Here is an 11063-nt window from a genome sequence, read left to right as displayed (position 1 = left end):
TCGCCAAGCTCGTAGGTTTCTTCAATGGTAAGATGACGTAAGGATTCCATGGTTTGTTTACGATCCCAGGGACATTTTTCCCGGAGCTCATCCATGATGGTTAATAATCTGTCAAAAGCCTGGAGTTGATCTTGCCTGGAATTCATACTGAAATACGATTTTTTCAAAAGTAATATATCAAAACCGTATGATGAACATGAACTGAATTTTATTGCTTACGATATCTGTATATACAAGCTTCTATACAACCTATGTAACTTATCTCCATTTCGCTTTCAGTAATGCTTACTACCCTAAAGGAGCGCATACTTTCTGTGTTATCTGAACAAGTGAATGAAAGCAAGCTTTCATTAAGATCGAGGTTATAAGTTCCGGTAGGACATTCATCCTGCGAAGCACTAAAATTACCATTTGGAGAAAATGTATAATTTGTCCCATTTTCAACCGTTTGCCAGGTTGTTTCACCGCCTGGACTTACATATGCATGTGTCATTTTCCAGGTTCCTGAAAGACTATCTACGGAAAGATCTACGATTAACAGGCTATCATCACTACTGCTACAACTACTCAATGAAATGGCTGCGACGAAAAGAAGTATTAATTTTCTCATTTTTCAATTGATTTGATTCAATAGTTAGATGCAAATAACTGAGAAAGGTTGCGTAAACAAAAAAAGCTTCTCATTTCTGAGAAGCTTTATGAGGGTGGAAGACCGGTTTCGAACCGGCGACCTCCGGAACCACAATCCGGCGCTCTAACCAGCTGAGCTACAACCACCATTTGATTAGCGGTTGCAAATGTAAGTTATTTGTACATTTCAGCAAAGAAAAATTTTCAATTAAATAAGGTCGAATACGGAATCTACTGCTACATAACGATCTACGTTATAACCTTCGGCATGTTCAGTATTAATGAGCCTTCCCATATCCTGTGCCCGGTAAGTAATGCTATCCAGGAAGTTACTGCTTGAAATTGGAGTTTCAGGCTCTTTACTATCTTCACTGTAAAACTGAGACCTGTAAGCTTTTACCGAATCGATTTTTTTGTCCAGAAAGCCTGTAATGTCCACTACAAAATCTGGTTTTAGATTCTTCCATTGGATATAATGGAAAACGTGCTTTGGTCGCCATGCGTTCTGGCTATCACCATTCATAATGGTCTCGATCTTACGCAAACCACTTAGAAAACAGGCATCACTTATTAATTTTGCAGCCTTTCCATGATCGATATGCCTGTCATCTACCGCATTACATAGCACAATCTCTGGCTGGTACTTTCTTATCATTTTAATGATCTCCATTTGGTGAGAAGCATTGTTTGTGAAAAAAGCATCACTAAATTCTAGATTCTCGCGAACCTCAACTCCTAATACCTCGGCTGCAGCGGCTGCTTCCTGATCACGAATCTCTGCAGTTCCTCTTGTACCAAGTTCTCCCCTGGTAAGATCAAGAATTCCAACTTTTTTTCCTCGACTAATCTCTTTTGCAATGGTTCCAGCACAACTTAATTCCACATCATCAGGGTGTGCGCCAATCGCAAGTATATCTAATTTCATAAATCTTTATTTGGTATTTGCTATTGCCTGCTCAAGGTCGTTTTTAATATCTTCAAACTCTTCGATACCCACAGAGAATCTCAAAAGATTATCCTTGATCCCTTGTTGTGCTCTTTCTTCCTCTGTAAGCAAACCATGACTGGTTTTCGAAGGTAAAAGAATGGTACTTTCCACACCGGCAAGACTCATGGATGGTTTTATTAGTTTCAGAGATTTCATAAAATGCTGTACATCGATCTCAGCATTCAGTTCAAAGGACATCATTCCGCCGAAACCAGACATTTGCTTTGCCGCAAGTTCGTGATCTGGATGTTCTTTTAAACCAGGATAATAAACATTCGCGACACTGGAATGAGCTGTTAAAAATTCCGCCAGTTGCATAGCATTCGAATTCTGGGCTTTCACACGTAAGCCCAAGGTTTTGATACTTCTTTCCAGTAACCAAACCGTATAATCACTTAAGTTTCCACCAAAATTCTTCGCCATTTGAAAGATCCTGTCGATATGTGCTTCTGAACTTATTGCAGTTCCAGCCAGGATATCGCTATGACCTCCCATATATTTCGTTGCAGAGTGTAAAACGATATCTATTCCCAAATCCAAAGGGTTCTGGTTTACCGGTGATGCAAATGTATTATCGATCATACTTACAAGACCATGCTTTTTAGCCAGACCTGCAACTCCTTCGATATCTGTGATCTTCAACAAAGGATTAGATGGTGTCTCGATGTAAATTACCTTCGTATTTTCCTTGATTTCAGACTTCAATGAAGCTATTGATGAATCTTTGGCGAACGTATACTCTATTCCGAATTTAGCGAACTCCTCTACTGCAAGGTTACTGGTTCCCCCATAAAGTGCATCTGGAAATACAACGTGATCACCAGACCCTAAAAATGCCATTAATGAAGTGCTGACTGCGGCCATCCCACTACCAAAGATCAAAGCAGCTTCTCCGTGTTCGAGTGCAGCCATCTTTTTAGCAAGGGCTACCTGGTTTGGAGTATTAAAATATCTAGGGTAACGCTTGGTCTCCACGTCCTCAAATGCGTAAGAAGTTGCCATATAAAGTGGAGAAACCGCTCCTTTAAACTGAGTGTCTTCCAGTTCACCAGCATGTGTACATATCGTATTGATTCCTTTAGAATCGCTCATAATTTAGAATTCAAAATTGAGCACCTAAGGTACTAAGAATTCTTTGAAAGCAATGGACTACAGGAAACTTGACCTACGTCAATTTAGCGCGTTAAGAATAGTTAAACCTGTTTAACACATCATATGTAGTAGTTATAAATTGAGTAACTTTCAGCAAAAGAAAAAAATGAAAAATGTAAAAGCTTACGGCGCAAAGTCGAATGATGCAGATCTTAATATGATGGAGATCGAACGCAGGGACATTCTTGCAAATGATGTGAAGATCGAAATCGATTATTGTGGAGTTTGTCATAGCGATATACATCAGGTTAGAAATGATTGGGGTAATAGTAAATATCCCGTAGTACCAGGCCATGAAATCATTGGTCGTGTGGTAGAAGTTGGCGCAGACGTAAAAAACTTTAAGGAAGGTGATCTTGTTGGAGTTGGATGTATGGTGGATTCCTGCCAGGAATGTAAATCTTGTGAAGATGGTCTTGAGCAATATTGTGAAAATGGAATGACTGCTACTTATAATGGTAAGGATGAACATTTGGGTGGTCATACTTTTGGTGGATATTCTGAAATGGTGGTAGTCCCCGAAAAATTTGTACTGAAGGTTCCCGAAAACCTGGATACAAAAGCGGTTGCACCTCTATTGTGCGCAGGAATTACAACATGGTCTCCACTTAGACAATGGAATGTAAAGAAAGGTGATAAAGTTGGAGTTGTTGGACTGGGAGGTCTGGGACATATGGGTGTTAAGTTTGCCCACGCGTTGGGAGCTCACGTTGTGATGATCACTACCTCTCCTGCTAAAGCCGAAGATGCTAAATCTCTAGGTGCAGATGAAGTTCTAATCTCGAAGGATGAAGCAGAAATGGAGAAACATGCGAATTCATTCGATTTTATTCTGAATACTGTCCCAGTTGGACATGATACAAATCCTTATGTTGCTTTACTGAAAAGAGATGCGACAATGACCTTAGTGGGTGCGATCGATGAAGTGGATATTCATGGTGGCGGACTAATCATGGGTAGAAAAAGGCTAGCAGGATCATTAATTGGCGGAATCAAAGAAACTCAGGAAATGCTTGATTTCTGTGGTGAGCATAATATTGTTTCAGATATCGAATTGATAGATATGGACTCTATTAATACTGCTTTCGACAGAGTCGTAAAATCTGATGTTAAGTATAGATTTGTAATCGATATGAAATCATTAAAGAATTAATTATGGGTCTACTATCCTCATTGCTTGGTAATGCCGGTGCTATAGAGAATTCAATTATTCAGGAGAAATATGGCAAATTTCTTATTGATTCTGAAGAAGTTATTGCTGGATTCAAGATCATTAGAGATACCTTTATTTTTACCAATAAAAGATTGATTATTATAGATGTTCAGGGATTGACTGGTAGCAAAATTGAATATTTCTCAGTGCTATACAAAAGCATTACACGTTTTAGCGTGGAAACTGCAGGAAGTTTCGATTTGGATGCAGAACTTAAGATCTGGATATCCGGGGAACAATCACCCAGTATTTCTAAGAAATTTAATAAGAAAGTTGATATCTATGAAGTTCAGAAATTACTTGCTGAGTATACTTTATAGAATAGGATAGTCAGAAATTTAAAAAAAAGCCACTGAAATTCAGTGGCTTTTCTATGTTCAGGTTTAAGCTTCCTGATTCAACCTGTTCTCTTTTACCTTCCTTTGCCATGGAAACCTGCCTTCAATCTCCAGTTCAATGGAAAGACTCAAAAATGTTCTTATCAGGACGATGATTCCCAGTGAGATAACCTCATCCAGCGTTGGTTTTGTTACTACGGTTGCTATAATATCTGCAGCGACCAGGATCTCAAGTCCAAGGAGAATAGCTTTTCCCAATTCCTGTCTCAATAATTTATAAGATCTGACTCCTTTACTTTGCTTGGCAAGTATATATTTGAATAATGCCACGATCGTTCCCAGAAGTATCACCGCCACTCCGGTTATTTCTATAAACTTTGCCGCATACTCGATATACAAACTTATGTTTTCCATAAACTATTCTTCTGAAGATAATTTTTTATAAACTCCGTTGGTCCAGCCGAACCCATCCTGGGTTGGATATTCCCCTCCTCCACTTTCTTTGGAAAGGTCCATAACATTATACTTCTCGGTCATCTTATAGGTTCGATCGTAAACTGCGCTGTTCACATCAAGCCATCTGCTCTTTATTTCTTCGGAAAGTTCCAGATGCTTATAATTCCTTGAACCCTGAATAGTGATCCACTGCAATGGAGCCCAGCCATTCGGTGCATCCCACTGCTGTCCGGTATTATAAGGCGTGGTTACAACACCTCCCGGTTTCAAGAAGTTTTCTTTGATCTTCTTAGCCACTTTGTTAGCCTGCTGTTCATCTGCGATCTGGAAGAATAAAGGATACATTGCTGCAAGAGAAAGGTTTCCCGTGAATTCCTGCTTTTCAAAATTATAATCCTGGAAGAACTCCATTTCAGAATCCCAGAAATAGTTTGCGATCGCCTGTTGTCGTTTTTCTGCCAGCTTCGCATAATTAGCCGAAATTTCTTCTTTGTCTGAAATTTTAGCTGCCTTGGAGATGGTCTTTTCCAGTTTGTAAAGCAACGAATTTAAGTCAACTGGAAGAATGGAAGTAGTTTGAATACTTGAAAGTTCAAACTCATTTCGCTTATTTTTTACCAGCCATCTGCTTGAATAATCCCATCCAGACTCAGCACCAGCCCTAAGATTACGATAAACATCTTCTTTCCTGAGCATTGGATGAGCTTTCATTGCAATTTTCGCAGTTTCTACATCTTCACGATAGCTTTCTGGTCTTGGAGTATCTAATTCATCAAAATAGCGGTTCAGGATAGTTCCATCCTTCAGCTTAACGACTCTATTAATAGCGTTCCCTGGTTTTAGTTCATCATTTCCCTTCATCCAGAACTGATGTTCTTTCACCAATGCATTTAAAAATTCGGCATAAACCTGCTCGCCTTCAATATCGGCCAGAATATCGACCATGAGAGAAAAGAACGGTGGTTGAGATCTTCCGAGGTAATAAGTACGATTCCCATTCGGAATAAAGCCGAGTTTATCAATAAGGAATGCGAAATTTTCCACCATGTTCCTGATAACGTCATTTTCACCATCTACCTGCAATCCTAACATAGTAAAATAGCTATCCCAGTAATAAACCTCACGAAATCTACCACCCGGCACTATATAATCATTTGGCAAGGGAATAAGAGTTCCCGAAATACTATCATTTGCAGGCCTTTTAAGCACTTCCCATAAACTCTTTATATGCATGCCTATCGGGAGACTGTCGCTTTTGAAATCCAGATCGGCTTCAGGAATACTAAAATGTTGATCCAGAAAGGTTTTCATTCCCGTGTCGGTAGTATCTTCGAGCATATCATATCGTTGCCTGATAAGACCTACACTGTATTTAGGAGTCGCATCAACAAAAGTCTTACTGTCCTCAAAAATAGCCCGGGTTTGTACATCATAGAATAAATTTCCGTAGAGCTCGGCTGGTGGCAGTATATTAATTTCCTGGTCATCATTATCAACAACGGAAATCTCACTGGACTTACAACTGTTGAACATCATCACTAAGCATAGTAGGAATAACTTTAAATATCTTCGGAAGTTCATATAGATGTCTTTAAGATCTATAAATATAAATAAATTGATAACTGAAAAGCGTGGCTACTCAAAGCTTCTTTATATTTTTGATCTATAACTAATGATCATGGAGATACTCAACTGGGATAAAAAATACGCGGAAGAATTTGAAAAAATGAACCTTCACTGGCTGAATGAATTCTTTTATGTGGAACCACATGATGAGGAGGTTTTAGGAAAACAAGAAAAATATATCATTGAGCCAGGTGGAAAGATCTTCTTTGTAAGAAAAGACGAAACTATCGTAGCCTGTGTAGCATTGATGAAAATGGAAGATGATATTTACGAGCTCACAAAAATGGCGGTTAAACCAGCATTTCGAGGTCAGAAGATCGGACACTTTCTAATTAACCATACTATACAGTTTGCTAAAAGCAGTGGCTGGAAAAAATTGATCATTTACTCAAATCGAAAACTGGAAAACGCCATTCATTTATATCGTAAATATGGATTCGAAGAAATTCCTATCGAAGAAAACAATCCCTATGCTCGTGGTGATATTAAAATGTCATTAATCCTTTCATAATTCTTTATTAAACCAAATAGCTAAAGTCATGACCAGCCTTATCTTAGGCTAAAAACTGACTATGAAAAATGTAGCTACTCTAATTGCCGCAGGCTTATTGCTTGTTGGTTGCAAGGATCACGGGAATGAAAAGGGTAAGATGAAAGATACTCTTGCAGAGAACAATGCAGAGATGAGTCAGATGCCTCCTCAGGAAACTATGGATCTCGAGATCGAACCAATTTCCCATGCCACTGCTGTCTTTAAATGGGGAGATAAAATCTTTTACACAGATCCAGTAGGTGGAGCTGAAGCTTTTGAAGGCAAAGACAGACCAGATTTTATTCTGATCACAGACATACATGGAGATCATATGAATGCGGAAACACTAAAGGCGATTAGTCTGGATAGTGTGACTGTAATTGTACCACAGGCCGTAAAAGACAAATTACCAGAAGATCTGAAAGCTGAATATATAGTAATGAATAATGGAGACTCTAAAGAACTTATGGGTTTTAATATTCAGGCAATTCCAATGTACAATTTACCTCAGTCTAAAGATGCTATGCATGTGAAGGGTCGTGGAAATGGATATATTATTGAGATTAATGGGCAGAGACTATATATTTCCGGCGATACTGAAGATATCCCTGAAATGAGAAATCTGAAGAATATCGATGTTGCTTTAGTATCCATGAATCTACCTTATACGATGCCAGTAGATCGCGCTGCAAAAGGTGTCCTGGCCTTCCAACCTAAAAAAGTAATTCCATACCATTACCGTGGTAAGAATGGATTTTCTGATGTTGAAGAATTCAGGAAATTAGTAAACGAAGGAAATTCTGATATTGAAGTGGAGCTAATGAACTGGTACCCGGAAAGATCGAAGTAGATGATATGGAAACAAGAAGTCGCTCTTCAGATTAATACGCTCGAATTTTTGTAAAATTTTTAGTTGGCTAAAACAAATTCAACAATTATTTAATCAAGCTAGAACATTAATCTGGGAAGCGACTTTTAAGTTATTGATTCTCATATTATTAAATATAAGGTTTCCTGTTTATTTAGAACGAGGCTTTTTTAACTCAATTGTCCGCAACCAGTAATTTTTAGAAAACTTTATGATTTAGCGGTTTTAAGATCTGAACTTTTCATTGCAAGCAAATTGATGTTTTAACTCTATAATACTCAATTTTAACTTACGTTACAGAAAATAAATTTTAGGGTACATGAGAAATAGAGCTAGTATTCCGGAAATGGAATTGGTAATCTATAGTATTACTTGAGGTGAAATAAAACTAATAGCGCAAATTATATAGAAACAAAAAACCCGGCCAATGGCCGGGTTTTTTATAATATGAATAAGTTACTAGGAAAGTACTTCCTGAACTTTATCTGCTGCTTCCTGGAATTGTACCGCACTGTAAACTTTAAGTCCACTATTGTCGATAAGTTCCTTAGCGATATCTGCGTTTGTTCCTTGCAATCTTACGATGATTGGCACATTCATAGCGTCTCCCATATTCTTGGAAGCGTCTACAATACCCTGGGCAACACGGTCACATCTTACGATTCCTCCAAAGATATTAACCAGGATTGCTTCTACTTTATCATCTTTTAAGATCAATCTGAAAGCTTCTTCTACTCTCTTAGCATCAGCTGTTCCACCAACATCAAGGAAGTTAGCCGGCTCTCCACCTGCTTGTTTAATAAGGTCCATAGTTGCCATTGCAAGTCCTGCACCGTTTACCATACATCCAACGTTACCGTCAAGATCTACGTAGTTAAGTCCAACTTCTCTTGCTTCAACTTCAGTAGCATTCTCTTCACGAACATCACGCATTTCAGCATAATCCTTGTGACGGAAAAGTGCATTATCATCTAATGTAACCTTAGCATCTACTGCCATGATCTTATCATCACTCGTTTTCAACACAGGGTTGATCTCAAATAGTGAAGAATCAGATTTTTCAAAAGCTTCATATAAAGACATTACGAATTTGGTCATTTCTTTAAATGCCTTTCCGCTTAGTCCAAGATTGAAAGCGATTCTACGTGCCTGGAATCCAAGCAAACCTGTAGAAGGATCAATCTCTTCAGTAAATATAAGGTCTGGAGTTTCTTCAGCAACAGTTTCGATATCCATTCCACCTTCAGTAGAGTACATGATCATGTTACGTCCGGTAGCTCTGTTTAAAAGAACAGACATATAATATTCTTCCGGCTCACTGTCCCCAGGATAGTAAACATCTTCAGCAACTAAAACCTGGTGTACCTTTTTCCCTTCCGCAGAAGTTTGAGGAGTTACAAGATTCATCCCGATGATCTCTCCGGCGATTTCTTCAACTTCCTTCAGGTTTTTGGCAAGTTTTACACCACCACCTTTACCACGTCCACCAGCATGAACCTGTGCTTTGATCACATGCCATCCAGTACCGGTTTGCTCGGTAAGTGCTTTCGCAGCATCTACTGCTTCTTTAGCGTTTTTTGCTACGGTTCCACGTTGAATGCGGACTCCAAAGCTGCTCAAAATTTCTTTTCCTTGATATTCGTGTATATTCATAATCAGCTATTTCTTCTGTATTTATTATGGAAAGCAAAAGTAACAAATACATACTATTGTACCAATCTTTTTTGAGCTTCTTAACGATAGGCTAATAGTCGGAAATTCTTATGCTGCAGGGCTTTCAGAATATCTGCGGAAAAACGAAAAGGTTATCGCAGAAAACTGAAGTAAATCTGGTGAGACTTTCGATTCTCAACTAAATTTGATCTTTTAATTATTTCTCATGAAGAAGGCATTACTGGCGCTGGCAATTGGAGGTTTTGGAATAGGAATGACAGAATTTGTGATCATGGGTATTCTACCTGAGATCGCTAATGCTCTGGATGTTTCCATCCCGGTCGCAGGACATTTTATCTCGGCATATGCTCTTGGAGTAGTCGTTGGCGCTCCCCTGCTTACCATCTTCGGAAATAAATGGCCGCCTCAAAAGACTCTTTTAGGTTTGATGGTATGGTTCACTATATTCAATACCCTTTCAGCTTTTGCAGATTCCTACGAGCTTCTAATGTTTGCTAGGTTTCTATCCGGTCTTCCTCATGGTGCATTCTTCGGAATTGGTGCAGTGGTAGCTGGGAAACTCGCCCGTCCCGGGAAAGAAGCTCAGGCGATCGCGATGATGTTCACCGGGCTTACAGTGGCCAATGTGATCGGGGTTCCTCTGGGGACCTGGCTAGGACAGAACTTCAGCTGGGGAATTGCATTTCTCGCGGTTGGTGTGGTTGGGATTTGTGCAATTCTAAGTATTAAATTCTGGATGCCGGAAGTAAAAATTGCTAATGCCGGCGGAATGAAAGAAGAATTAAGATTACTTCGGAAACCAGAACTCTGGATGGTTATTCTACTAACGACTATTGGAACTGGCGGATTTTTCGCCTGGTATAGCTATATAGCCCCACTTATTACAGACGTTGCCGGTCATTCTGAAGGTGTTGTAAGTTATGCGATGATCCTTGCCGGTTTAGGAATGGTCGCCGGAAACTTTCTGGGTGCGAAACTGGCTGAGATGTTCAGTCCGATCAATGCAGTTATTATAGCCCTGATCCTGATGGTAACCGCGCTTCTAGTGAATACTTTTGTTGCTTATGATCAAATTGGAGTGCTCATTACTACGTTCATTATTCCTGTGATCGCATTTTGTATCGCCACACCCATCCAAATGGCCGTTATCAATACTGCTAAAGGTTCTGAGATGTTGGGTTCTTCGCTTAATCAAAGTGCATTTAATATGGGAAATGCCAGTGGAGCCTATCTTGCCGGTCTACCTATCGCTTACGGGTACGGCATTGTATCTGCTCAATACGTTGGAGCTGCCATGGCTGGAATTGGAATCTTCATAGGGATTGGTGTCATTTATATGCGCAAAAAACAGGCATCACTTCAAAGTGCTGTATAGGAATACGCATATTTAACAAAAGGTATAAATTGGTTATATTTAAATTTGATCTAGGGTAACTTTTACAAAACACAGTAGTTTTACGCCAAATTAGGATTAGAAATGACACATAAGGATCTACTTTCTGTAGCAAATGATTTTGGCAGCCCGGTTTACGTCTATGATGCTGAAAAAATTACTTCTCAATATCAAAGATTAACCAATGCATTTA

General features: G+C 39.1%; 11 protein-coding genes, 1 tRNA gene and 1 pseudogene. 5 read left to right on the top strand and 8 right to left on the bottom strand.

The genetic code is table 11. The features are described from left to right. The 5 genes and pseudogenes from QZ620_RS11790 to QZ620_RS11770 all read right to left on the bottom strand — a co-directional run. Window positions 1-146 (bottom strand): annotated as a pseudogene (locus QZ620_RS11790) (nucleoside triphosphate pyrophosphohydrolase); the annotation flags it as partial. Between the two features lie 62 nt (window positions 147-208). Beyond that, window positions 209-610, bottom strand: coding sequence for a lipocalin family protein (locus tag QZ620_RS11785; RefSeq protein WP_295181872.1), 402 nt, complete (start codon window positions 608-610; stop codon window positions 209-211). 92 nt (window positions 611-702) lie between these two features. Next, window positions 703-778 (bottom strand) — tRNA-His (locus QZ620_RS11780). Between the two features lie 60 nt (window positions 779-838). Continuing rightward, window positions 839-1555 carry a bacillithiol biosynthesis deacetylase BshB1 gene (gene bshB1 / locus QZ620_RS11775; RefSeq protein ID WP_295181870.1) on the bottom strand — a complete coding sequence of 239 codons (717 nt, stop codon included), beginning with the start codon at window positions 1553-1555 and terminating at the stop codon, window positions 839-841. A gap of 6 nt (window positions 1556-1561) precedes the next feature. Next, the gene (locus tag QZ620_RS11770; protein ID WP_295181868.1) at window positions 1562-2710 is read right to left on the bottom strand and encodes a PLP-dependent aspartate aminotransferase family protein; all 1149 of its coding nucleotides are present in this window, start codon (window positions 2708-2710) and stop codon (window positions 1562-1564) included. A gap of 166 nt (window positions 2711-2876) precedes the next feature. On the opposite strand from QZ620_RS11770, the gene QZ620_RS11765 reads away from it, so the two are divergent. Both QZ620_RS11765 and QZ620_RS11760 read left to right on the top strand, forming a co-directional pair. Beyond that, window positions 2877-3923, top strand: coding sequence for an NAD(P)-dependent alcohol dehydrogenase (locus QZ620_RS11765; protein WP_295181865.1), 1047 nt, complete (start codon window positions 2877-2879; stop codon window positions 3921-3923). A 2-nt stretch (window positions 3924-3925) separates the two neighbouring features. Next, complete coding sequence (locus QZ620_RS11760) at window positions 3926-4303, top strand: PH domain-containing protein (protein WP_295181863.1); 378 nt, start codon at window positions 3926-3928, stop codon at window positions 4301-4303. 63 nt (window positions 4304-4366) lie between these two features. On the opposite strand, the gene QZ620_RS11755 is transcribed toward QZ620_RS11760, so the two are convergent. Both QZ620_RS11755 and treF read right to left on the bottom strand, forming a co-directional pair. Continuing rightward, on the bottom strand, window positions 4367-4735 hold the full coding sequence (locus QZ620_RS11755) for a DUF1622 domain-containing protein (protein WP_295181861.1): 369 nt from the start codon (window positions 4733-4735) through the stop codon (window positions 4367-4369). A 3-nt stretch (window positions 4736-4738) separates the two neighbouring features. Further along, window positions 4739-6358: an alpha,alpha-trehalase TreF gene (treF, locus tag QZ620_RS11750; RefSeq protein WP_295181858.1), complete on the bottom strand. Its 1620-nt coding sequence runs from the start codon at window positions 6356-6358 to the stop codon at window positions 4739-4741. A 97-nt stretch (window positions 6359-6455) separates the two neighbouring features. Here treF and QZ620_RS11745 point away from each other — a divergent pair, with 97 nt between their 5' ends. Beyond that, entirely contained in the window at window positions 6456-6914 is a 459-nt protein-coding gene (locus tag QZ620_RS11745) for a GNAT family N-acetyltransferase (RefSeq protein WP_295181856.1), read from the top strand. Between the two features lie 61 nt (window positions 6915-6975). Beyond that, window positions 6976-7785 (top strand): MBL fold metallo-hydrolase, encoded by an 810-nt coding sequence (locus QZ620_RS11740; protein WP_295181854.1) that lies wholly within the window; start codon window positions 6976-6978, stop codon window positions 7783-7785. A gap of 477 nt (window positions 7786-8262) precedes the next feature. Here the strand turns inward: QZ620_RS11740 and sucC are convergent, their stop codons facing one another. Next, the gene (gene sucC, locus QZ620_RS11735) at window positions 8263-9456 is read right to left on the bottom strand and encodes an ADP-forming succinate--CoA ligase subunit beta (protein ID WP_295181852.1); all 1194 of its coding nucleotides are present in this window, start codon (window positions 9454-9456) and stop codon (window positions 8263-8265) included. Between the two features lie 226 nt (window positions 9457-9682). Between sucC and QZ620_RS11730 the strand changes: the two genes are divergently transcribed. Beyond that, entirely contained in the window at window positions 9683-10852 is a 1170-nt protein-coding gene (locus QZ620_RS11730; RefSeq protein ID WP_295181849.1) for an MFS transporter, read from the top strand. Window positions 10853-11063 lie beyond the last annotated feature (211 nt).

It is taken from the genome of uncultured Christiangramia sp. (genome assembly GCF_913046405.1).
GTDB lineage: Bacteria > Bacteroidota > Bacteroidia > Flavobacteriales > Flavobacteriaceae > Christiangramia > Christiangramia marina.
This window is presented reverse-complemented; position numbering and strand designations above follow the sequence as displayed.

Bases quoted from the DNA above. Each gene is read 5' to 3' on its own strand.
- QZ620_RS11785 (WP_295181872.1), bottom strand. From the start codon at position 610: ATGAGAAAATTAATACTTCTTTTCGTCGCAGCCATTTCATTGAGTAGT.
- bshB1 (WP_295181870.1), bottom strand. From the start codon at position 1,555: ATGAAATTAGATATACTTGCGATTGGCGCACACCCTGATGATGTGGAA.
- QZ620_RS11770 (WP_295181868.1), bottom strand. From the start codon at position 2,710: ATGAGCGATTCTAAAGGAATCAATACGATATGTACACATGCTGGTGAA.
- QZ620_RS11765 (WP_295181865.1), top strand. From the start codon at position 2,877: ATGAAAAATGTAAAAGCTTACGGCGCAAAGTCGAATGATGCAGATCTT.
- QZ620_RS11760 (WP_295181863.1), top strand. From the start codon at position 3,926: ATGGGTCTACTATCCTCATTGCTTGGTAATGCCGGTGCTATAGAGAAT.
- QZ620_RS11755 (WP_295181861.1), bottom strand. From the start codon at position 4,735: ATGGAAAACATAAGTTTGTATATCGAGTATGCGGCAAAGTTTATAGAA.
- treF (WP_295181858.1), bottom strand. From the start codon at position 6,358: ATGAACTTCCGAAGATATTTAAAGTTATTCCTACTATGCTTAGTGATG.
- QZ620_RS11745 (WP_295181856.1), top strand. From the start codon at position 6,456: ATGGAGATACTCAACTGGGATAAAAAATACGCGGAAGAATTTGAAAAA.
- QZ620_RS11740 (WP_295181854.1), top strand. From the start codon at position 6,976: ATGAAAAATGTAGCTACTCTAATTGCCGCAGGCTTATTGCTTGTTGGT.
- sucC (WP_295181852.1), bottom strand. From the start codon at position 9,456: ATGAATATACACGAATATCAAGGAAAAGAAATTTTGAGCAGCTTTGGA.
- QZ620_RS11730 (WP_295181849.1), top strand. From the start codon at position 9,683: ATGAAGAAGGCATTACTGGCGCTGGCAATTGGAGGTTTTGGAATAGGA.